This is a genomic window from Shewanella sp. UCD-KL12 (assembly GCF_001957125.1).
In the GTDB taxonomy this organism is placed as follows: Bacteria; Pseudomonadota; Gammaproteobacteria; order Enterobacterales; family Shewanellaceae; genus Shewanella.
Map to the genome: position 1 here is coordinate 1 of NZ_MPHJ01000012.1, position 20,414 is coordinate 20,414.

Sequence of the window (20,414 nt, forward strand, 5' to 3'; positions counted from 1 at the left end):
GCTTATGCTTATCGCTTATAATCTGGTTCGCTTAGAAATGGTAGCGATAGCAAAAGAAGCCAAAGTTGCACCCACCCGTATTAGCTTTACCGCAGCGATAAGCTTGATAGACACTCAATTAAGATGGCTTGCTTTATCACCTGATGGGAAGTTGCCAGCTAAGCTGAAGCAAATGCGGGCCGATATAAAACACTTTATCCTTCCAGATAAAAGAAAGCACCGAACATATCCACGTTCAGTGCTCTATATACCCAGCCGCTATCCACTTAAATATAAGCAGTAGTGCTTATCCGAATAGCATTAAGTCTCAAGACTGGCTTTTTTGATTCAGTTTTTGCAGCTTAAGACTCTTCTATAAGAGGCTTTTCACCTTTACCTTTGGTTTTAGTAATAACCAATGCAGTAATAACAAGTGTGCTGATAATACCTGCAATAGTGGATATCGTCATTGGTAAACCTGCACCTAAGGTTTGCGAGCTTAGTAGGAAACTAACGACCACCGTTGTCATAAACATTGCTGGAATCGTACAGATCCAGTGAAGTTTATTGTGACGCAGTAGGTATGCAGATGCTGTCCAAAGCATCATCACTGCAGTTGTTTGATTTGCTACACCGAAGTAACGCCAGATGACGCCAAAATCAACTTGGGTAAGTATTGCGCCCATTATAAATAGTGGAACAGCGAGCATTAAACGTTTTGGTAGTTCCGTTTGTGGCATCTTAAAAAACTCAGATAGAATCAAACGTGCTGAACGAAATGCGGTGTCGCCTGAAGTGATAGGCAGAATAATCACACCTAAGATGGCCAGGAACCCACCTACAACACCAAGCAGACCAGTAGAAGCTTCATAAACGACATTTGCAGGGTTACCACCCATGCCTTCATTTAGCCCTTGTACGCCGCCGAAGAAAGAAAGTGCAATTGCACACCAGATAATAGCGATAATGCCCTCACCAATCATAGCGCCATAGAATACGAATCTACCATTGGATTCATTTTCAACACAACGCGCCATCAATGGAGATTGCGTTGCGTGGAAACCAGATACCGCACCGCAAGCAATTGTAATGAATAGGGCAGGCCATAATGGCATGTCATTTGGATTTAAGTTAGTAAGGAAATCACTCATCTCAAAGCCAGGTAGCATAGTATGCTCACTTGATACGATTAACGCGATTGTAAGGCCAAAAGACATAAACAGCAGCAAAGCACCGAAAAATGGGTAGAGGCGACCTATGATTTTATCTACTGGAACAATCGTTGCGATTAAGTAATAAGCAAAGATACAGCCAAGGAAGATAGATACATCCCAGCCCGTTAATTTACCTAATAGGCCAGCAGGCGCTGAGATAAATACCACACCTACGAGTAGTAGTAAGATAATTGCAAACACATTCATGAAGTGTTTCGCGCCTTTACCTAGGTACTTACCAGCAAGGTTAGGGACAGATTGGCCATTGTTTCTGATTGAAAGCATGCCAGAGAAGTAATCATGAACCGCACCTGCGAAGATACAACCAAAAACTATCCATAACATAGCGGCAGGGCCGTATAGGGCACCTAAAATAGGGCCAAAAATCGGACCAACACCTGCAATGTTCAGTAATTGAATGAGGTAAACCTTGCCCTTTGACATAGGGACATAGTCAACACCGTCGGTTTTTGTGAATGCCGGGGTTTGGCGTTTTTCATTTATGCCAAACACCTTTTCGACGAAAACGCCGTAGACAAAATATCCGCCAATTAGCAGGCCGACACACATTAGAAACCACATCATAATCATCATCTCCCATTTTGAATTGGTGACATTGTAAAGAAAGATACAATTAAGCGACAAATGGATCAGTAAGAGGTCGAAAATGGCAGGTAAGCGGTTTTATACGAGATTAAGCGGCAGGCACTTTGACAAAATAATGGATTATTGAAAACCAAATAGTTGTTTTAGCGGTTTTAGGTATCGACGAGACACTGGTACTTTTGCACCTGTTAAAGTCGTGACCTCAGCTCCTGTGTCTTGCAGTTCAATCTCTGAGATAGCTTCAGGTTTTATAAGGTACTGGCGATGGCATCGAATTAACCCCGTTTTCTCCTCTAGTAGCTTGAGAGTGAGTTGAGTATGAACTTGCTCTTTATTTGTTGCGACGTGAACCCCACCGACATCACTGTAGATGTATTCAACCTCAGATAGGGAGATAACCTTGAGTTTATTTCCACTGTAGCAGGGAAGGTGAGACAGTGACTCTGGAGCGATGACCTCCACAGACTTTGGCTGTATATCCTTTCTGAGCCTATCAAGGGTCTTTTTAAGTCGTTGCTCATCTATTGGCTTAAGCAAATAGTCGAAGGCATGGCTTTCAAAAGCTTTAATTGCATACTCATCATAGGCGGTAATAAAGACAACTCGCGGCATGGTTTCAGGGTCTAGCATACCAATCATTTCCAGCCCTGTGATCTTTGGCATCTGGATGTCTAAAAAGATTAATTGGGGTTTGAGTTGAGCTATCTGTTGTAGTGCTTCAATAGCATTTCCGCACTGTCCGATAACTTCAAATCCTGAACTGGCTTCTAAGAGGTCCGCAAGCTCTTCGCGGGCAAATGGCTCATCATCGATGATTAAACAGGAAATCACGATAGGCGATCCTGAAGGGGTAAGTGAATGCTAACTCGAGTGAATTTATTTTTCTCGCACTTAACTTGAACTCCATATTCAGAGCCAAACTGATTTTGTATCCGTTTATGAACTAAGTTCATGCCTAAACCTTCTGATTGCTGTTTTACATGATATAAACCAGCATTATCCGTAACTTCTAATTGTAATAAATCATTGCTTATGATGCCAGTAACCTTAATGACTCCGGGCTCTAACATGTGAGAGGTACCGTGTTTTACTGCATTTTCAATAATAGGTTGTAGAGTAAACGCGGGGAGGCGGTACTGATGTAACTCCTCTGGAATCGCAATATCTACCGTTAACTTGTCTATAAAGCGGGCTTTTTCAATAGTAAGGTATGACTCGATATGCTCTAACTCATCACTCAGTGTCACCAAACCTGTTGTCCGCTTGAGGTTAATCCTTAGAAATTGAGCAAGCTGTTGAATAAGTTGCCTTGCTTTGAGTGGATCCCTTTTTATTATTGCCGCAATGGTATTAAGCGCATTAAATAAAAAGTGAGGGTTCACTTGAGCTTGAAGCAGTTTAAGCTCTGCTTGTGTCAAGAGCACTTGTTGCTGTTCAAAGCGGCCAAATAATATTTGGTTGGAAAGCAATCTTGCGATCCCTTCACCTAGGGTCTTATTGATATTAAGAAACAGTTTATTTTTAGGCTCATACAACTTGATCGTACCAATGACTTCACTTTCACATCTTAAAGGGATCACTAAGCTTGAGCCAAGAGGGCATTGCGATGAGATAGAGCATGAATAAGCGAGCTCAACGCCATCTGCAAACATGACACAGTTATTATCTATTGCCTCTTGGGTTATTGTTGAAGATATAGGTGTTCCAGGTATGTGGTGATCAGCACCTGTACCGATAAATGCCAGTAACTTTTCTGTATCAGTTATTGCAACGGCACCAACATGCGTTTCCTCTAGGATAATTTGAGCGACTTGAGTACTGCTTTGTTGGTCAAAGCCTTTTGATAACAACCCAACGCTACGTTCGGCAATCTTCAGTGCCTTGGTGGAAAATGATGATGATAATTTATCGAACATGGTTTTTTGATCGCGCACCATACTCATAAACAGAGCTGCACCAATAGAGTTAACGACCAACATCGGAAGTGCTATTTGTTTGACTAAGTCCCATGCTTCATCAAATGGCTGAGCAACAAGTAAGATAATACCCATCTGCATCATCTCAGCTGAAAAGGTCACTAGGCAAACGAGTAGAGGTGCGTAGATGAGCTCACCTTTGCCTTGCCTGCGAAGGTATAGACTGATAAATCCTGCAGATAGTCCCTCAAGGGTGGTTGATATTGCACAGGCAAGGTCGGTAAATCCACCCATACTGTAGCGATGTAACCCACCTGTGAGTCCAACTAAAAAGCCAGTTACAGGCCCGCCTAACAACCCACCTAATACAGCGCCCATAGCTCTGGTGTTAGCTATCGCATCGTTAGTTTGCTCACCGAAGTAGGTGGCCATAATACAAAAGCTAGAGAATATGAAATACAGGAAAATTTTATGGGGTAGTCGACTCGCTGTTTCTGCAAGCACTTTAAATAGAGGCGTTTTACTAACGAGGTAAACGATCACTAGATAGAGGCACATTTGTTGGGTCAAAAGTAAGATCAGTGACATCTGTTTAACTCCAAAGTCAATTAGGCCTATATTGCCAGAGCCTAGGAGGAATACCTAAGTTGAACATAATAAATCGTGTCGAATTATACTAGGGTGGGCTTCAGATCAAAGTTTACCTCGAACAAATCGCCTATAAAGAGTGATTAATTAATTTATTACTGGAAGTTGTATGTCTGAATCAATTCATGGTCATCAAGTTATGGAGCTAATGCTGGAATTAGGCAAGGCTGTCACTAAAGCACAGCTGAAGCAGCACATGCATGAGCAGTTTGGTGCAACAGCACATTACCATACCTGCTCGGCAAGCGGGATGAATGCTGATGAGTTAATTTTATTCTTGGAAAAAAAGGGTAAATTTATTGAGTCTGCAGAAGGGATAGAAACAGCGGCTGATCGTATCTGTGCGCACTAATTTTAAAAAAATATGCGCGCCAACTCGTAGAGAATGTTGATTGGAGAGTGAAAACTCTCTAATCAGTCATCATTACTCTCTATGATCTGGCTTTGTATTGCTTCAGTTTTTTGTGCAAATTCATTGATTAAAATTCTAATTAATCTGGATTTCGCAATTTTCGATTTTGAGGATATTAGATCTAATTTTGCGATAGCTTCCTCTGTGAGAGAAAAGGTCGCATGCTTATAAATTTTGGTTGAGTGTTTATCTAACCCTTTATGTTTCGCGGCGGTCAGCTTTTTCCTGGTTTGACTAACAACACTAGGTTGCCCAAAGGCATAGTTATTAGCGTCTTCAATGAAATCCTCAATTGAAACTTGAGTTTTCGGTGTTTTCTTCTTCCTACGTTTTAGATCAGTTAAGCTCATAACAATTTTCAGGCTCGATTGCGAACAGTTCATCTGCGATTGCACGTATCTCATTAGCAGCCTTTCCGTCGGGCTCAATCTCTATGACTGATGAACCTTGCTCCTCACTATCGTCATAGATATTTCTGCTAAAAGTAACGTTGTCTAATACACGTAAGCCAAAAGACTCTACAACCTCTTTGGCTTCAAGGATCCTTTTATACTGGCTAGGGAGGGAAGGACACTGCGTCATAACAATCGTTGCAACCATTTTAGGGTTGACCATTTTACAAGTGCTGAGCATATCTTCCATGTGTGGCAAGGTCTTGAGATCTCGGCGCTTGGGACGAAGCGGTAGGACGACATAAGTCGCCACAGACATAGCTGCACGCATTGCTAGATTATCTTGACCGCCACAATCGACAATGACAAAGTCAAAGTGTTTGTTTTGACTGAGAAGGTCGTTACGAATTTTTCCATAGAGTTGAATACAGTTGATTGTCGAAAGTGTTGGATCTTCATTACGAGCCTGGATCCAGTCTGAGGTGGTTCTCTGTGGATCACAGTCAACCATTAACACATTAGCGTTAAATTTTTGAGTGATATGAACAGCTAGATTTTGGGCCATGCAGCTTTTCCCTGCTCCCCCTTTTTCTCCGCCCACAAGCAAGATCATAAAAGTATCTCCATCTCTATAAGCACCAATTACCTTCGATTATTAAGTGCGTTAAGTATAGAACAGACTCTCAAACGTTGCTGAAAACTCATCAGTAATAATTGTTTATTGGTTTATTCCGTTGAGATTAACTGAACTGCGATATGATAACTTTTAGGCTGACCGCTCGTGCTTCTACAAACCTGGCCTTTAACTGTGTGCTTTTTGTCATTATCGGGGTTAAAGGTTATCGCTAATAACTCACCCACTTTAAAACCTTGCTTATACTCAACAAGTACGCCTCTTCTGGATAGATCGATACAGATCCCGTCATCAACTTGCTCCTGATTATTCTGGTCAATCCAAGCGAGTGTGATCCGCTCAGCTTCCATATCAACTCTGAGAGAGGAGCGTCGTTCATCTATCTCTTCAGTAATGTCTACCATCAAAAATCCCTATAATAGATTAATTATTAAGCCTTTTAAAAGTAGCATATTTTTTCAGCTAAAAACAAAAATCATTATGGATTTTTATAGAGGAGTAAAGGCTGGGGTTATGAGCTTTTGCGTGCAATAACATTAGCGCTAAGGGAGAAAATGTCAGTGGTAAATTTATTGAAGAGTCTACTAAAAAGTGCTCAAGTTTAGTTACCTGAGCACAGTCATCATTACTTAAAAGGGTAGCTACCCTTGATCATCATTGCGTGGATAGGGGAGTTTTAACTGCCCCCAACGGATAACAATAACCGTTGTAGCAAGAAGAAGCATTGAAACGGCAATGGTAATAACGCGCCAATCATCCATGCCTTTTATATCTAGGATTAAGTAACGGGCTAAGGCTACGATTGCAATATAAATGGGCATTCGTACTGGCAGTTTACCCGACTCAGCATAGTTGGCTACCATAGCGAGCACTTCTAAATAGATAAACAAGAGTAAAAGGTCTGCTAAATCCACACGAGCATTGGTGATGATATGGACAATCTCTTGGCCAATAGCAATGATTGTAGCGATAGCAATAAGGATGAGTACGAAATGTTCGACAGCTTTAAGGCTTTTTGAACCGTAACGGTTATATAACTTTCCCATAGGGGCCTCTAGTTGTTTTTTTTCAATGGTATCAATAATTCAAAACTATGCTCAATTATCTTTGTGATACCACTCACATTATAGTAAGTCAGCTATTTTTTAATCAGAAATAAGTGTTTGATGGTGTTAGGGAGAGGCGATGCGAGCTCTTTTAGGCTGAATAATAGGCATAAAAAAAGCCATCATATAGATGGCTTGATATATCTGTTCTTACAAGAGGGACTTTAGCGTTTTAGTGCGTCGCTCAGTAATGGACGAGCCGCTTTTACTATTGCAGAAGTTGTTTTAGGTGCACCAGCAATAATATTGCCACTCGTCATATAACCGTGGTTGCCAGTGAAGTCTGTAACTGTTCCGCCCGCTTCGCGAACAATAAGTTCACCAGCAGCGATATCCCATGGCTTTAAACCAATCTCAAAGAAACCATCCATACGACCAGCGCCAACATAGGCGAGATCGAGTGCTGCAGAGCCTGCACGACGAACATCGGCACATTGTGAGAACAATGAGCTGAATATCTTCATATAGGTTTCAGTGTGCTGTTTAGCTTTGAATGGGAAGCCTGTAGCAAGAATTGTTTCACTAAGGTCATTGTGCTTAGTTACACGCATACGGAAGTCGTTGAACTTTGCGCCTTTACCACGTACTGCTGAAAACAGCTCGTCACGGATAGGATCGTAAACGACAGCAACTTCAGTTTTGCCCTTGTATTGTACGGCAATAGAAACTGCAAAGTGAGGAATGCCTCTAACAAAGTTGTTAGTGCCATCCAGAGGGTCAATGATCCAGATATAGTCTTTATTATCGCCTTTGTTCTCGCCCTCTTCTTCACCAATAATAGTGTGATCAGGGTAAGACTTGCGGATCTGGTAAGTAATGGCAGCTTCTGCTTCTTTATCTACGTTAGTCACGTAGTCATTCATTCCTTTCGCTGTTACTTCGACTTTGTCGAGTTCAGCAAAAGCACGTATAATCGTTTGGCCGGCAGCGCGGGCAGCGCGCACAGCAATAGTCTGCATCGGATGCATTACAATCCCCTGGATGTTAAAGAACAGATATAAATAATCGCCGCGCATTATACGCCATTTGGGAATTATATCAAATCCAGTTTTTTGTATTAAAGAATTAAACTTGGCTGTGGTAACATATGGGTATCTGTTACTTCACAAAAGTTAGTAGTTTCATGCTCAGCAATATTCGCGTCGTGCTTGTTGGCACATCTCATCCAGGTAATATCGGTTCAACTGCCCGTGCAATGAAAACCATGGGACTTTCCACTTTATATCTAGCAGAACCAAAAGTTCAACCAGACGGTCACTCTGTAGCACTTGCTGCAGGCGCGTCAGATATCTTAAAACATGCTGTTATCGTCGATAGTGTTGCAGAAGCAATCGCAGATTGTAGTCTCGTTATCGCAACCAGCGCCCGCAGTAGAACACTTGATTGGCCTATGTTAGAACCAAGAGAGGCGGGAGAAAAGTTAGTCTCTTCAGCTTTAGACGGCCCAGTGGCAATCGTTTTCGGACGAGAAAATAATGGGTTATCTAACGAAGAGCTACAAAAGTGTAATTATCACGTATCGATTCCTGCAAATCCTGAATATACGTCATTGAATCTTGCCCAAGCCGTTCAAATCATCTGCTATGAAGCTCGTGTAGCCCACCTTGCTCATGAGAAGCGTGAATTTGAAAAAGGGCGTTCGCCTGACTATGTTGAAACAAAGCCTGAGTATCCTTTCGCTAAAGAGCGAGAGAACTTCTTTGAGCATCTTGAGCAGACCTTATTAGGCACAGGCTTTATTGTTAAACAGCATCCTGGCCAAGTGATGACTAAGCTTCGTCGTTTGTTTAGTCGGGCAAGATTAGAAAGACAAGAGATGAATATCCTCCGTGGTATGTTGACCTCTATCGATAAAAAGATGGTTTCAAAAGACGATACGACTAAATAGGGAACATAAGCACTATGGGAGTGATAGCTAGATTAAAAGATGATATCAACTCAATTTATCATCGAGATCCAGCGGCGCATGGCACTTTAGAAGTTCTACTGAATTACCCTGGAATGCATGCCATATGGATTCACAGGGTGAGTCATAAACTTTGGAAGCGAAAGTGGCGGTTACTCTCAAGGTGTTTGTCTACTCTTTCACGCTGGTTTACTGGTATCGAGATTCACCCTGGTGCGACGATTGGCGATAGGTTTTTCATTGATCACGGTATGGGCGTTGTCATTGGTGAGACAGCTGAAATAGGTGATGATTGTACGCTCTATCATGGCGTAACGCTGGGTGGAACGACTTGGCAAGCAGGCAAACGTCACCCAACATTGGGAAATAATGTCGTTATTGGTGCTGGCGCTCAAGTATTGGGTCCGATCACTATGAATGACGGTGCTCGGGTTGGATCCAACTCCGTAGTAGTAAAAGATGTTCCTAAAGATACAACTGTTGTAGGAATTCCTGGCCGTATCGTTTCAACACCTAGTGTCGATGCGAAAGAGCAAACCAAAAGGCGCAGTGCGATGGCGGAGAAATATGGTTTCGACGCCTATGCCGTTTCACCTGATAATCCTGACCCAGTCGCGAATGCTATTGGCCAAATGTTGGATCATATGCACCTGATGGACTCTAAAGTCCAAGAGGTATGCCAAGCGGTACAAACTCTTGGTGGCAGTGTGTGTACTGATAAACTCCCCGAGTTGGATGTTGATGAATTCAGTGAGGCTGAATTAGCCGCTGCAGAACAACGTAAGCGGGCAATAGATGAGTTTGATCCCATTATATGATTTTTAGTGACCTAAAAGATAAACTCCCATTGAAACTTTGGGCATAAACGGGTTAAATACCCCAGCCAAATGGCAGGGTATTATCCTGTTTGATAAATGTGAAAAAATACCTGAGCTTTTTACTAGGTTAAATACTTGACTAAAATAGTCGGGTATGTTTGAATTCCCCTATGCATTATTGGGAGCCATGGTTACTATGAAACTTACATCAAAAGGTCGGTATGCTGTTACAGCAATGCTAGATGTTGCTATGCACTCTACCGCTGGACCAGTACCTCTGGCCGATATTTCTGAACGACAGGGAATATCACTTTCATATCTAGAACAACTTTTTGCAAAACTCAGAAAACATGGACTTGTTTCAAGCGTAAGGGGACCCGGTGGGGGTTATCGCCTTGGTGCTGATGCTGGCGAAATTTCAGTCGGTATGGTTGTTCGTGCTGTTGATGAGTCCGTCGATGCGACTCGTTGCCAAGGGCAGGGGAATTGCCAAAGTGGTTCCCGTTGCCTCACTCATTCACTGTGGGGTGACTTGAGTAAACAAATTTCCGATTTCTTAAATGGGATCAGTCTTGCCGGTTTGATGACTAAACGAGATGTACAGTTTATCTCAATAAAGCAGGACACAATGCAACAGGAACAAAGAGTAACAGCATAAGTTAACTTTGTTATTTTATAATTTTTTTGTGCTTCGTTTTGCCACTAAAGGCTGCGTAGTACGGAGTGTGTGATGAAGCTTCCTATCTATTTAGATTATGCTGCGACGACGCCGGTTGACCCTCGTGTCGCAGAGAAAATGATGCAGTGCATGACTATGGACGGCATTTTTGGTAACCCAGCCTCGCGTTCTCATCGTTATGGTTGGCAAGCTGAAGAAGCTGTAGATATTGCTCGTAACCAAGTCGCTGATCTAATTAATGCCGATCCCCGTGAAATTGTCTTCACATCGGGTGCTACAGAGTCTGATAACCTTGCTATTAAGGGTGTTGCTCATTTCTATAATAAGAAAGGCAAGCACATCATCACCAGCAAAACTGAACATAAAGCGGTACTTGATACTTGCCGCCAGTTAGAGCGTGAAGGTTATGAGGTCTCTTATCTTGCACCTGAAGCTAACGGCATCATCCCATTGTCAGCGATTGAAGCTGCAATGCGTGAAGATACTATTCTTGTGAGCATCATGCATGTGAACAATGAAATTGGTGTGATTCATGATATCGACGCCATTGGTGAGCTTTGCCGTAATAAAAAGATTGTTTTCCATGTGGATGCCGCTCAAAGTGCTGGCAAATTGCCGATAGATGTACAGACAACCAAAGTTGACCTTATCTCTATCTCTGCCCATAAAATGTATGGTCCAAAAGGCATTGGTGCACTTTATGTAAGCCGTAAACCTCGTATTCGCCTCGAAGCGACAATGCATGGCGGTGGGCATGAGCGCGGTATGCGAAGTGGTACCTTAGCAACTCACCAGATTGTTGGTATGGGTGAAGCTGCAGCGATCGCGAAAGCTGATATGGATACCGATAATGCACGCATTAAGACACTACGTGATCGTTTGTGGAATGGCGTTAAAGGAATTGAAGAGACTTATATTAACGGTGATGTAGAACAACGTTACTGCGGCAGCCTCAATGTTAGCTTTAATTTCGTTGAGGGTGAATCCTTGATGATGGCATTAAAGGACTTAGCGGTATCTTCAGGTTCTGCATGTACTTCAGCAAGCTTAGAGCCTAGCTATGTGTTACGCGCTTTGGGTTTAAATGACGAGATGGCGCATAGCTCTATCCGCTTCTCTATTGGTCGTTTCACGACTGAAGAAGAGATAGATCATGCTATTGAAACAATTAATAAGTCAATTGATGACTTGCGGGAGATGTCTCCACTTTGGGAGATGTTTAAAGACGGTGTAGATCTCGATAAAGTCGAGTGGGCACACCATTAATCCGTTAAAATAATTAGATACAGTTTGGAGCAGTACCATGGCTTACAGTGAAAAAGTAATCGATCATTATGAGAACCCACGTAACGTAGGTTCATTTGATAAAAGTGATCCATCAGTTGTCACCGGCATGGTCGGTGCACCAGCATGTGGTGATGTGATGAAGCTGCAGCTTAAGATTGACGATAATGGTTTAATCGAAGATGCTAAATTCAAAACTTATGGTTGTGGAAGTGCAATTGCTTCTAGCTCATTAGTGACTGAGTGGGTTAAAGGCAAGAGCATTGAAGAAGCTGCAGCGATCAAGAACACTGATATTGCTGAAGAGCTTGCACTACCTCCTGTTAAGATCCATTGCTCGATTTTAGCAGAAGATGCAATTAAAGCTGCAATTGATGATTATAAGTCTAAGCAAGATAAGTAGTTTTCGGAGTTAATATGGCTATAACAATGACTCCGGCTGCTGCAGAACGTGTGAAGAGCTTTTTGGATAATCGCGGTACTGGTTTAGGGCTCAGATTGGGCCTTAAAACCTCTGGTTGCTCAGGCATGGCGTATATTTTAGAGTTTGTCGACGATCTTAATGATGATGATGAAGTATATGAAATTGCTGATGTCAAAATCATCATAGATGCTAAAAGCTTTATCTATCTTCAAGGTATCGAGCTTGATTTTGTAAAAGAGGGCCTTAATGAAGGCTTTCAGTTCAACAACCCTAATGCTAAAGGAGAGTGTGGCTGTGGTGAGAGCTTCACAGTCTAGCTGTCAAAAGAGTTAACCATGAACTATTTTGAGTTGTTTAGTTTTACACCTTCCTTCGATATCGATACCGCCCTACTTGCAGAACGTTACCACGTTCTGCAACGTGCGGCACATCCTGATAAGTTTGCTAATGCCAGTGAGCAAGATAAGCGCATTGCCGTACAGCGAACTGCACAAATTAATGATGGCTTTGCGACGTTAAAACATCCTATATCTAGGGCAGAACATATCCTGTCGTTACACGGGATTGATTTGAGTCATGAGTCTACTACGGTAAAAGATACTCAATTCTTAATGCAGCAGATGGAGTGGAGAGAGTCTCTGGAAGAGATTGCTCACTCGGAAGATCCTGATGCACATATTGCTGAGCTATATGATTCATTTACCGGGTATGATAAACAACAAAAGCAACGTTTGCATGAGTTACTGCTAGTGTGCGGTGAGTCTGAACTTATCGAGTCAGCCGATCTTATCCGTAAACTTAAGTTTATGGCTAAATTACAGCTCGAACTTGAACGTGCTGAAGATGCGCTACTCGATTAATAATAAATAAGCATACTATGGCTTATCAGTTTTTTTATTTGATTAGCTATATAGACTAACAGATAGGTTAAACTTTTATGGCCCTTTTGCAGATTGCAGAGCCTGGACAAACAGCTGCACCACACCAACACCGCCTCGCCGTTGGTATCGACTTAGGTACTACAAACTCATTAGTTGCTGCAGTTCGCAGTGGCGAAGCGAATACATTAGCTGATGAAAGTGGTCGTCACTCGCTTCCGTCTGTTGTCCGATATACACAGACCAGTGTAGAGGTTGGCCTGGATGCTGAAGCAAGTTCAGCCTCTGACCCCCAAAATACTATCATGTCAGTTAAGCGTTATATGGGCAGAAGCTTAGAGGATATACAGTCAGGTATCCAAGATCTTCCCTACCAATTTGAAGCCAGTGAAAATGGTTTACCTCTGTTTGTAACTAAGCAAGGTCAAGTCAATCCCATTCAGATCTCAGCTGAAATTTTAAGACCGCTTATTGCACGTGCTGAAAAGAGCCTTGGTGGCGATCTTGAAGGGGTTGTGATCACAGTCCCAGCTTATTTTGATGATGCTCAGCGACAAGGAACTAAGGATGCTTCGGCGTTGCTTGGAGTTAAAGTGCTTAGGTTATTGAATGAGCCAACAGCTGCTGCAATTGCCTATGGGTTAGATTCAGGCCAAGAAGGTGTTATTGCCGTTTACGATCTGGGTGGTGGTACTTTTGATATCTCAATTTTACGCCTTAATAAAGGTGTGTTTGAGGTGTTGGCGACAGGCGGTGATTCAGCTTTAGGTGGCGATGACTTTGATCATCTATTACACCATCACTTGCTAAAACAGTGGGATGTTACGTCTTTATCAGCGAAAGAAAGTCGTCAACTATTGATTGAGTCGAGACGCGTAAAAGAAGCACTGACTTCAGAGACCGAAGTGGTGGCCAAGTTAAACCTTGAAGTTGGGACTCAGTTGTCTCACATAATCACTAAGACTGACTTTGATTCCTTGATAAGCGCTTTGGTTAAGAAAACGGTTGCCAGTTGTCGTCGTGCATTACGAGATGCCGGTGTGACCAGTGATGAGGTGCTTGAAACCGTGATGGTTGGTGGTTCAACGCGTGTTCCTTTAGTGAGAGAACAGGTTGAGAACTTTTTTGGCAAGACTCCTTTGACTTCGATTGATCCAGATCGCGTCGTTGCCATAGGGGCTTCAATTCAAGCTGATATCTTAGTTGGCAACAAGCCTGACTCAGATCTCTTACTGCTTGATGTGCTGCCGTTATCTCTTGGAATAGAGACGATGGGCGGCCTTGTTGAGAAGGTTGTATCGCGTAATACCACTATCCCTGTTGCTAAAGCACAAGAGTTCACCACTTTTAAAGATGGTCAAACAGCAATGGCGTTTCATGTAGTACAAGGTGAGCGTGAACTGGTTGACGATTGCCGCTCCCTTGCTAAGTTTACCTTGAAAGGTATTCCGGCATTGGCTGCAGGAGCTGCCCATATTAGGGTGACGTTCCAAGTCGACGCTGATGGCTTACTCAACGTCACTGCGATGGAGAAATCAACAGGCGTGCAGTCAAGTATTCAGGTTAAACCTTCTTTCGGTTTAACGGACACAGAGATTGGCGCTATGCTCAAAGACTCTATGGCAAATGCCAAAGAGGATATTACACGTCGAATGCTTGCAGAGCAGCAAGTTGAAGCTGCGCGAGTATTAGAGACACTATCTGCTGCGTTAGCTAAAGATGCTGCGCTTTTATCAGATGATGAACGTAATCATATAGAGCTGAGTATGGCCAGCCTTGCGCAAGTTGGTAGTGAAGATGATCCCGATGCCATTGAAAAGGCAATTGAAGCGTTAGATGCTTGTACGCAAGATTTTGCGGCCAAGCGCATGGATAATTCAATTAAACTGGCCCTTAAAGGTCAGTCTGTTGACAGTATTTAGATAAAATAGGTAACCCAATGCCGCAAATTGTATTTTTACCCCATGAAGAGCTATGCCCAGATGGGGCCGTTGTTGAAGCCAATGAAGGCGAAACCGTTTTAAATGTTGCATTAAAAAATGGTATTCATATTGAACATGCATGTGAAAAAGTATGTGCGTGTACAACTTGTCATGTTGTTGTACGTGAAGGCTTTGATGAGCTAGAAGAGAGTGATGAGCTAGAAGATGACATGTTAGATAAAGCTTGGGGGCTTGAGCCTGAGAGTCGTTTGTCCTGTCAGACAAAAGTGCCTAGCTGTGATCTTGTGGTTGATATTCCCAAGTATACCGTCAACATGGTCAGTGAAGGATAGATAATAGCGCGCTTTCGAGCTTGAACTGATACCAAAAGCCAGTCTTCTTAGACTGGCTTTTTTGTGCCATCAGAATTGACCACTTTTTGTAGTGATTGGTATTAGCGCTATACTCAAACCATCACTCTTAACCAAGAACTCACCATGTCATTGAAATGGATAGACTCACAAGATATCGCGTTAGAGTTACTCGAGGTATACCCAGAGATAGAACCACAAAGTATCAGGTTTACCGATTTAAGAGAGTGGATATTGGCACTTGAAGCTTTTGATGATGATCCTGAGCATTGTAATGAGCGAGTACTCGAAGCCGTGCAAGCTGGTTGGATAGATGAACGCTAGCTGATTTGTTAAAAATCTGGCTTAGATCTCAGTTAAAATGATTAAAACTGGATAGATATCTCATTCATAATGCTATAAAGGTAGGATTTTTGCTTAGAATTTCGTATAATCCGCGCGAAAATTAAAACCTGTTTATTATGAAGGAAGCTTCTCATGGCTATCGAACGTACTTTTTCTATCATTAAGCCCGATGCTGTTGCAAAAAACCACATTGGCGCAATCTACAACCGTTTTGAAACTGCTGGCCTGAAAATCATCGCTTCTAAAATGGTTCACTTGAGCCAAGAGCAAGCTGAAGGCTTCTACGCTGAGCACAGCGAGCGTCCTTTCTTTGGTGCTCTAGTTGCATTCATGACTTCTGGTCCTATCATGGTTCAGACGCTAGAAGGTGAGAACGCAGTTCTTGCTCATCGTGATATCTTAGGCGCTACTAACCCAGCTGAAGCTGCTCCAGGTACTATCCGTGCAGATTTCGCTGAAAGCATCGATGAGAACGCTGCTCACGGTTCAGATTCAGTTGCTTCTGCTGAGCGTGAAGTTGCTTACTTCTTCAGCACTGAAGAGCTATGCCCACGCACTCGTTAATTTGAGTCCTGTGCATTAAAAAAAGGAGCCTTTTGGCTCCTTTTTTTGATCCCTATTTTGAAGTAAATCTAGCTATACTCAAACTCGTCCCAACTATAGTTAGTTCTAACCAAGCATTGTCGTTTTACTCATTCCATTACTAGCGTTGATCATTTAGCGGGAGTTAAAATCGCTGTAAGCAAGGGCAATATAGACATTCACCACATCCTCGTGGCTTTAAGTGGATTGAAGCTAATAGTTGTTCACGGCAACGGTTTCTGCGTTGCTCCTCTTCCTGCATCCGCGCAGTCATATTTCGCAAGACACATTCACAGCATAAAGTAATTTTCCCATGTTTTATAAGATAGCCGTACTTAGTGAGCTTTTCAGGGCTTCCACTCTTGCGTTGCATCGCCCCACTATTCGAGGGGATGCGTCTTGGACCGAAACCCCTGAAAAAGCACTGGATTGATCACATGTTTAATGGAACTGGTACTGTTTAGTCGAGCTTAATCTAACTGATATGACAGCTGAGGCTTTCGCTAAGCGTATTTTGCTATTTATTTGGTGTATGAATGTCATTATTGATTGATAGTATGGATGCAAAAAGGGGCTGTTATTGAGACCTAAATAATCGTTCATCTCAATTTGGGAAACCGTACTTAGAGCGGTCAAATACTTAAACAAATTCTGAAATGGCTTTGACAAATATTTTTGTGGATATTCAGGTCATTTTTTTACACCATAGTTTAAATTGCTTTCTTCTAGTTTATAGCCTGTCACCAATATTTACGTCACACCTGAATAAACCTCCTGTTTGAAAATTGATCACAAATAAATCATTCGTATTAATTTATAAATTAATGTTGTTATAAAGCCTGTATTGCTTTTTTGTTTTGCGGCTTAAATGTTGCGATGGTGTTTATGCGGTGCTTTATTTATTTTGTTTGGTTTTTTATATTGCTTTTTGGTGTTTGCCTTAGTGTTTAATCTTTATTCTGAAAGCCTATGCTGGTGGTGTGATTGTTTTTATTATCTGTTTAATTGTAGTTTGAATTGAATATGTAAATTCAATGGTTGTCACCCCTCATTAGTTGCAACCTAGGTATCAAGTTGTATCCTTGATTTGTTTTTGGTTGCAACATAATTGAGATATTGTTTTACAAATTAAGTTTGTTTCGTATCTTGTTGTTTTTTATCGTGTTTAAGGGGTGGTTTAAAGCGAATTTGTCTGTTGGTTTATTTATGAATGTATCAATTATTATCATTCAGGTTATTTAATTGTGATGACTGTTGACTAAAATGCTGTGTTTTTACAATATCTATATCGAGGGAAATAACTATTAACGTTCACGTTAATCAATAAGCGATTTATAAAACAATAAAACAATAATTTATCATGACATCTGAAGGCTTTTAGACTCGATATAAACTTTTAGAGTTTTTAGCTTGAACTTTGAGTTTTAATTTTAGGTGTGAATGATGAGGGAGAAAATATGAACTCTTTGACCTTAACAGCAAAAGCAGTACGGTTTGGATTATTAGCCGCAGCATCATCAGTTGCGTTTTCAGGCTTTGCGATTGCTGAAGAGCAAGATGAAAAAGTTGAACGCATTGAAGTAACTGGTTCTCGCATTAAGCAAGTTGATATGGAAACAACGTCTCCAATCACAGTATTAAGTGCAGCAGATATTGCGATGACAGGTGAAAAAACGGTTGCAGATGTACTTAACAACTCTGCGATAAATGCATTCGGTTCATGGCGTGGTATGTCAGGGTATGGCTCAGGTGGCAGTGCAACAAGTACCGTCAATATGCGTGGTCTTGGTTCACAAGCGACATTAGTATTACTTGATGGTCGCCGCATGCCTGGTACGAGCTCTAGCTCTGGTGCTACAGCGGATACTTCTCAAATTCCAATTGCAATTGTTGAGCGCATTGAAATCCTCCGTGATGGTGCATCAGCTGTATACGGTTCTGATGCGGTTGCAGGTGTAATTAACATCATTACTAAAAAAGATTTCGATGGTTTCCAGCTAGATTTCAGTACTGAACAACCAAGTATTGAAGGTGGTGACGCTAACCGATTCTCTATCTCTTCAGGCTTTAATACAGATAAAGGCAACATTACCTTTACGTATGAATATTACGATACAAAAGCTGTGATGGATAATGAAGTTTGGCAAACTAATCACCCAGACTATGCAGATTTCAGCTCATTTAGTTCAGTACCTAACGGTTATTATAATACCGGTGAAAAAAATGCTGATGGTGATGACATCTATGGCTTCTATTCAAACTCAGAGATGTGTGAGCAGACTGAAAATGTTGCAGATGGTACAGATGGTGCTAACAATGGCCGCTGTCTATACAGTTATGGTGAAGTGACTAAGCTGTTTGGTGATCTGACTCGTAACTCATTCATGACCAACTTTAACTATGAGATCACTGATAATATTCAGTTCCGTGGTCGCGGTACAGCGTCATTAAGTGACACTTATACACGTTATGCTGGAACACCTGTATCTACTAACTACCCAGTAATGAGTGCTGATAACACTTATAATCCAACTGGCGAAGATATGACTGTATATATGCGCTCAGTTCAAATTGGTGAGCGAGATACTTTAACTGAGACAAATAACTTCGATATCTTAGGTGGTTTCGTCGGTTTTGCTGATATTGGCAAAGGCGTTGATTGGGAACTCAATATGCAGCACTCTGCATCGACGACCAACTCATTTAATTATAACCTCATTAACGATAATATCATTCAAAGTGAATTGGATCGTGTTGATGCAGATGGCAACAATATCTACGACATCTTTAACACTTCAGGCATGAGCTATGAAGCGTGGGATCAGCAGATGAACCAGCTTTACAGTGCAGCAAACCATACCGGTGTTTATCAAGGTAAGTTTGATAGCACTCAGTTTGATGGTCTAGCGAGTACATTACTTGTTGAAGAGGGTGACTTTACGCTAGCCATCGTTGGCGGAATTGAATATGAGATGATCAACTTCAAGCAGACATCTGATCCAGAATCTGCTTCAGGTATTATCTCAGGTGGTTCAGGTGGGGATGATGTTGACGCTGAGCGTACACGTCAATCTGCATACACAGAAATTCAGATGGGTTTACCAGCAAACTTTGAAATCTCTGCAGCGGTACGATACGAGCGTTATGATCAAGAAGGTACATTAACAGGTGCAGAAGGTCAGGTAACTAACGAGTCTACATTTGATGCGGTAGTGCCTAAGTTTGGTCTAAGCTGGCGTCCAGTTGATTCTTTACTGCTTCGTGCAAGTTATGGTGATTCATTCCGTGCTCCTAACATGGGCGAGATGTTCTCTTCTCAGTCTCTTAGTTTCGAGAAAGCCTACGATTCAGTTTGGTGTGAAGCAAACAATGATTCAGATGCGACATACTGTACATCAAGCAATCAACATAAGACTTGGTTCGGTGGTAATCCAGACCTTGAAGCTGAAGAGGGCAACTCTTTAACCCTAGGTGGTGTGTGGAATGTCACTGATGCGTGGAGTATGGAGCTTTCATACTACTCAATTACCTATGATAACAAGATTGAGTCGGTAGGCGCTGATGATCTTATTCGTGATGAGAAGATTAACGGTAGCTCAGACTTCATAACCCGTGGTGCTGATGGCAAGATTGAATATATTGAAAGTGGTTATGTCAATATGTCATCTGTTGAAACTTCAGGTTTTGACTTTGCAACATCATATAACTTAGAAACCGGCTTAGGTGATTTCAACTTTAAGGTTGATTTAACTCATATTCTCGCTTTTGATGAACAAGCTGATGCGGAGTCAGAAGTTAACGAATTGGCTGGTCTGCAGGATTACCCTGATTGGCGTGGTAACTTTGCCGCAGCTTGGTACTACAATGACTTCAGCGCTGCATGGACTACCGTTTATATCGGTTCGCAGTCTGGTGAGTACTGGAGAGATCTTGGTTATGACTATATCGTAGATACACCACACTACTTTAAGCATAATTTCCAGGTGACTTATGCACATGATTGGAATGGTTCATTAACAGTTGGTGTGAATAACCTGTTTGATGAAACAGCACCAACTTGGTATGAAGACCCAGGCTACCGTGATGTGAACACGGGTCTATATGACGTACTAGGTCGTACTTACTACCTACGCCTTAACCAGAAGTTCTAATCTAGAGATTTAGATTAATTGATTAAGACAAAAAAACCTCCGCTAGTCGGAGGTTTTTTTATGCGAGAATTAAGCGAGTTTATACATGATGTTCAATCTGAAGCTAAAGTTTATTCGTCAAATTCGCAAATATCCCTTTCCAAAAGA

At 41.9% G+C, this 20,414-nt stretch carries 21 protein-coding genes and 1 pseudogene; 14 read left to right on the forward strand and 8 right to left on the reverse strand.

The window, feature by feature from the left end:
* Positions 1-283: pseudogene (locus BM736_RS17865) on the forward strand (IS4 family transposase); the annotation flags it as partial.
* Positions 284-341: 58 nt separating this feature from the next.
* Here BM736_RS17865 and BM736_RS17870 read toward each other — a convergent pair.
* The 3 genes from BM736_RS17870 to BM736_RS17880 form a co-directional block, all read right to left on the reverse strand.
* A complete protein-coding gene (locus tag BM736_RS17870; protein ID WP_076414858.1) occupies positions 342-1,778 on the reverse strand; it encodes a carbon starvation protein A in 1,437 nt (478 codons plus the stop codon).
* A 141-nt stretch (positions 1,779-1,919) separates the two neighbouring features.
* Entirely contained in the window at positions 1,920-2,630 is a 711-nt protein-coding gene (btsR, locus tag BM736_RS17875; protein ID WP_076414683.1) for a two-component system response regulator BtsR, read from the reverse strand.
* A complete protein-coding gene (locus BM736_RS17880) occupies positions 2,627-4,303 on the reverse strand; it encodes a sensor histidine kinase (RefSeq protein WP_076414685.1) in 1,677 nt (558 codons plus the stop codon). Before BM736_RS17880 ends, btsR begins: the two co-directional genes overlap by 4 nt.
* 169 nt (positions 4,304-4,472) lie before the next feature.
* On the opposite strand from BM736_RS17880, the gene BM736_RS17885 reads away from it, so the two are divergent.
* The gene (locus BM736_RS17885) at positions 4,473-4,715 is read left to right on the forward strand and encodes a YecH family metal-binding protein (protein ID WP_076414687.1); all 243 of its coding nucleotides are present in this window, start codon (positions 4,473-4,475) and stop codon (positions 4,713-4,715) included.
* A gap of 62 nt (positions 4,716-4,777) precedes the next feature.
* Here the strand turns inward: BM736_RS17885 and BM736_RS17890 are convergent, their stop codons facing one another.
* The 5 genes from BM736_RS17890 to suhB all read right to left on the reverse strand — a co-directional run bounded on the left by BM736_RS17890 (position 4,778) and on the right by suhB (position 7,875).
* On the reverse strand, positions 4,778-5,125 hold the full coding sequence (locus BM736_RS17890) for a replication protein RepA (RefSeq protein WP_076414689.1): 348 nt from the start codon (positions 5,123-5,125) through the stop codon (positions 4,778-4,780).
* Positions 5,112-5,780, reverse strand: coding sequence for an AAA family ATPase (locus BM736_RS17895; protein WP_076414691.1), 669 nt, complete (start codon positions 5,778-5,780; stop codon positions 5,112-5,114). Before BM736_RS17895 ends, BM736_RS17890 begins: the two co-directional genes overlap by 14 nt.
* A gap of 113 nt (positions 5,781-5,893) precedes the next feature.
* A complete protein-coding gene (locus BM736_RS17900; RefSeq protein ID WP_076414693.1) occupies positions 5,894-6,205 on the reverse strand; it encodes a PilZ domain-containing protein in 312 nt (103 codons plus the stop codon).
* A 237-nt stretch (positions 6,206-6,442) separates the two neighbouring features.
* Positions 6,443-6,847, reverse strand: coding sequence for a phosphate-starvation-inducible protein PsiE (locus BM736_RS17905; protein ID WP_076414695.1), 405 nt, complete (start codon positions 6,845-6,847; stop codon positions 6,443-6,445).
* Positions 6,848-7,071: 224 nt separating this feature from the next.
* Positions 7,072-7,875, reverse strand: a complete 804-nt coding sequence (gene suhB / locus BM736_RS17910; RefSeq protein ID WP_076414859.1) for an inositol-1-monophosphatase — start codon at positions 7,873-7,875, stop codon at positions 7,072-7,074.
* Positions 7,876-8,030: 155 nt separating this feature from the next.
* Here suhB and trmJ point away from each other — a divergent pair, with 155 nt between their 5' ends.
* From trmJ to BM736_RS17970, 12 genes are all read left to right on the forward strand, one after another.
* Complete coding sequence (gene trmJ / locus BM736_RS17915) at positions 8,031-8,795, forward strand: tRNA (cytosine(32)/uridine(32)-2'-O)-methyltransferase TrmJ (protein ID WP_076414861.1); 765 nt, start codon at positions 8,031-8,033, stop codon at positions 8,793-8,795.
* 14 nt (positions 8,796-8,809) lie between these two features.
* Entirely contained in the window at positions 8,810-9,631 is an 822-nt protein-coding gene (cysE, locus tag BM736_RS17920; protein ID WP_076414697.1) for a serine O-acetyltransferase, read from the forward strand.
* 196 nt (positions 9,632-9,827) lie between these two features.
* Positions 9,828-10,289, forward strand: a complete 462-nt coding sequence (iscR, locus tag BM736_RS17925; protein ID WP_076414863.1) for a Fe-S cluster assembly transcriptional regulator IscR — start codon at positions 9,828-9,830, stop codon at positions 10,287-10,289.
* 72 nt (positions 10,290-10,361) lie between these two features.
* On the forward strand, positions 10,362-11,576 hold the full coding sequence (locus tag BM736_RS17930; protein WP_076414699.1) for an IscS subfamily cysteine desulfurase: 1,215 nt from the start codon (positions 10,362-10,364) through the stop codon (positions 11,574-11,576).
* A 37-nt stretch (positions 11,577-11,613) separates the two neighbouring features.
* Positions 11,614-11,997, forward strand: coding sequence for a Fe-S cluster assembly scaffold IscU (gene iscU, locus BM736_RS17935; protein ID WP_076414701.1), 384 nt, complete (start codon positions 11,614-11,616; stop codon positions 11,995-11,997).
* A 14-nt stretch (positions 11,998-12,011) separates the two neighbouring features.
* A complete protein-coding gene (gene iscA / locus BM736_RS17940) occupies positions 12,012-12,335 on the forward strand; it encodes an iron-sulfur cluster assembly protein IscA (protein ID WP_076414703.1) in 324 nt (107 codons plus the stop codon).
* 18 nt (positions 12,336-12,353) lie between these two features.
* Positions 12,354-12,878 (forward strand): co-chaperone HscB, encoded by a 525-nt coding sequence (gene hscB, locus BM736_RS17945; RefSeq protein WP_076414705.1) that lies wholly within the window; start codon positions 12,354-12,356, stop codon positions 12,876-12,878.
* Between the two features lie 77 nt (positions 12,879-12,955).
* The gene (gene hscA, locus BM736_RS17950) at positions 12,956-14,818 is read left to right on the forward strand and encodes a Fe-S protein assembly chaperone HscA (protein WP_076414707.1); all 1,863 of its coding nucleotides are present in this window, start codon (positions 12,956-12,958) and stop codon (positions 14,816-14,818) included.
* 17 nt (positions 14,819-14,835) lie between these two features.
* The gene (fdx, locus tag BM736_RS17955) at positions 14,836-15,171 is read left to right on the forward strand and encodes an ISC system 2Fe-2S type ferredoxin (protein ID WP_076414709.1); all 336 of its coding nucleotides are present in this window, start codon (positions 14,836-14,838) and stop codon (positions 15,169-15,171) included.
* Positions 15,172-15,315: 144 nt separating this feature from the next.
* Entirely contained in the window at positions 15,316-15,513 is a 198-nt protein-coding gene (gene iscX / locus BM736_RS17960) for a Fe-S cluster assembly protein IscX (RefSeq protein ID WP_076414711.1), read from the forward strand.
* Between the two features lie 153 nt (positions 15,514-15,666).
* The gene (gene ndk / locus BM736_RS17965; protein ID WP_076414713.1) at positions 15,667-16,098 is read left to right on the forward strand and encodes a nucleoside-diphosphate kinase; all 432 of its coding nucleotides are present in this window, start codon (positions 15,667-15,669) and stop codon (positions 16,096-16,098) included.
* A gap of 1,475 nt (positions 16,099-17,573) precedes the next feature.
* The gene (locus BM736_RS17970; protein WP_076414715.1) at positions 17,574-20,267 is read left to right on the forward strand and encodes a TonB-dependent receptor; all 2,694 of its coding nucleotides are present in this window, start codon (positions 17,574-17,576) and stop codon (positions 20,265-20,267) included.
* Positions 20,268-20,414: the final 147 nt, after the last annotated feature.

Coding starts and splice junctions, on each gene's coding strand:
- iscU (WP_076414701.1), top strand. CDS start 11,614: ATGGCTTACAGTGAAAAAGTAATCGATCATTATGAGAACCCACGTAAC.
- iscX (WP_076414711.1), top strand. CDS start 15,316: ATGTCATTGAAATGGATAGACTCACAAGATATCGCGTTAGAGTTACTC.
- BM736_RS17900 (WP_076414693.1), bottom strand. CDS start 6,205: ATGGTAGACATTACTGAAGAGATAGATGAACGACGCTCCTCTCTCAGA.
- fdx (WP_076414709.1), top strand. CDS start 14,836: ATGCCGCAAATTGTATTTTTACCCCATGAAGAGCTATGCCCAGATGGG.
- BM736_RS17885 (WP_076414687.1), top strand. CDS start 4,473: ATGTCTGAATCAATTCATGGTCATCAAGTTATGGAGCTAATGCTGGAA.
- cysE (WP_076414697.1), top strand. CDS start 8,810: ATGGGAGTGATAGCTAGATTAAAAGATGATATCAACTCAATTTATCAT.
- BM736_RS17930 (WP_076414699.1), top strand. CDS start 10,362: ATGAAGCTTCCTATCTATTTAGATTATGCTGCGACGACGCCGGTTGAC.
- hscB (WP_076414705.1), top strand. CDS start 12,354: ATGAACTATTTTGAGTTGTTTAGTTTTACACCTTCCTTCGATATCGAT.
- BM736_RS17905 (WP_076414695.1), bottom strand. CDS start 6,847: ATGGGAAAGTTATATAACCGTTACGGTTCAAAAAGCCTTAAAGCTGTC.
- BM736_RS17970 (WP_076414715.1), top strand. CDS start 17,574: ATGAACTCTTTGACCTTAACAGCAAAAGCAGTACGGTTTGGATTATTA.
- BM736_RS17890 (WP_076414689.1), bottom strand. CDS start 5,125: ATGAGCTTAACTGATCTAAAACGTAGGAAGAAGAAAACACCGAAAACT.
- ndk (WP_076414713.1), top strand. CDS start 15,667: ATGGCTATCGAACGTACTTTTTCTATCATTAAGCCCGATGCTGTTGCA.
- BM736_RS17880 (WP_076414685.1), bottom strand. CDS start 4,303: ATGTCACTGATCTTACTTTTGACCCAACAAATGTGCCTCTATCTAGTG.
- iscA (WP_076414703.1), top strand. CDS start 12,012: ATGGCTATAACAATGACTCCGGCTGCTGCAGAACGTGTGAAGAGCTTT.
- BM736_RS17870 (WP_076414858.1), bottom strand. CDS start 1,778: ATGATGTGGTTTCTAATGTGTGTCGGCCTGCTAATTGGCGGATATTTT.
- trmJ (WP_076414861.1), top strand. CDS start 8,031: ATGCTCAGCAATATTCGCGTCGTGCTTGTTGGCACATCTCATCCAGGT.
- suhB (WP_076414859.1), bottom strand. CDS start 7,875: ATGCATCCGATGCAGACTATTGCTGTGCGCGCTGCCCGCGCTGCCGGC.
- hscA (WP_076414707.1), top strand. CDS start 12,956: ATGGCCCTTTTGCAGATTGCAGAGCCTGGACAAACAGCTGCACCACAC.
- BM736_RS17895 (WP_076414691.1), bottom strand. CDS start 5,780: ATGATCTTGCTTGTGGGCGGAGAAAAAGGGGGAGCAGGGAAAAGCTGC.
- iscR (WP_076414863.1), top strand. CDS start 9,828: ATGAAACTTACATCAAAAGGTCGGTATGCTGTTACAGCAATGCTAGAT.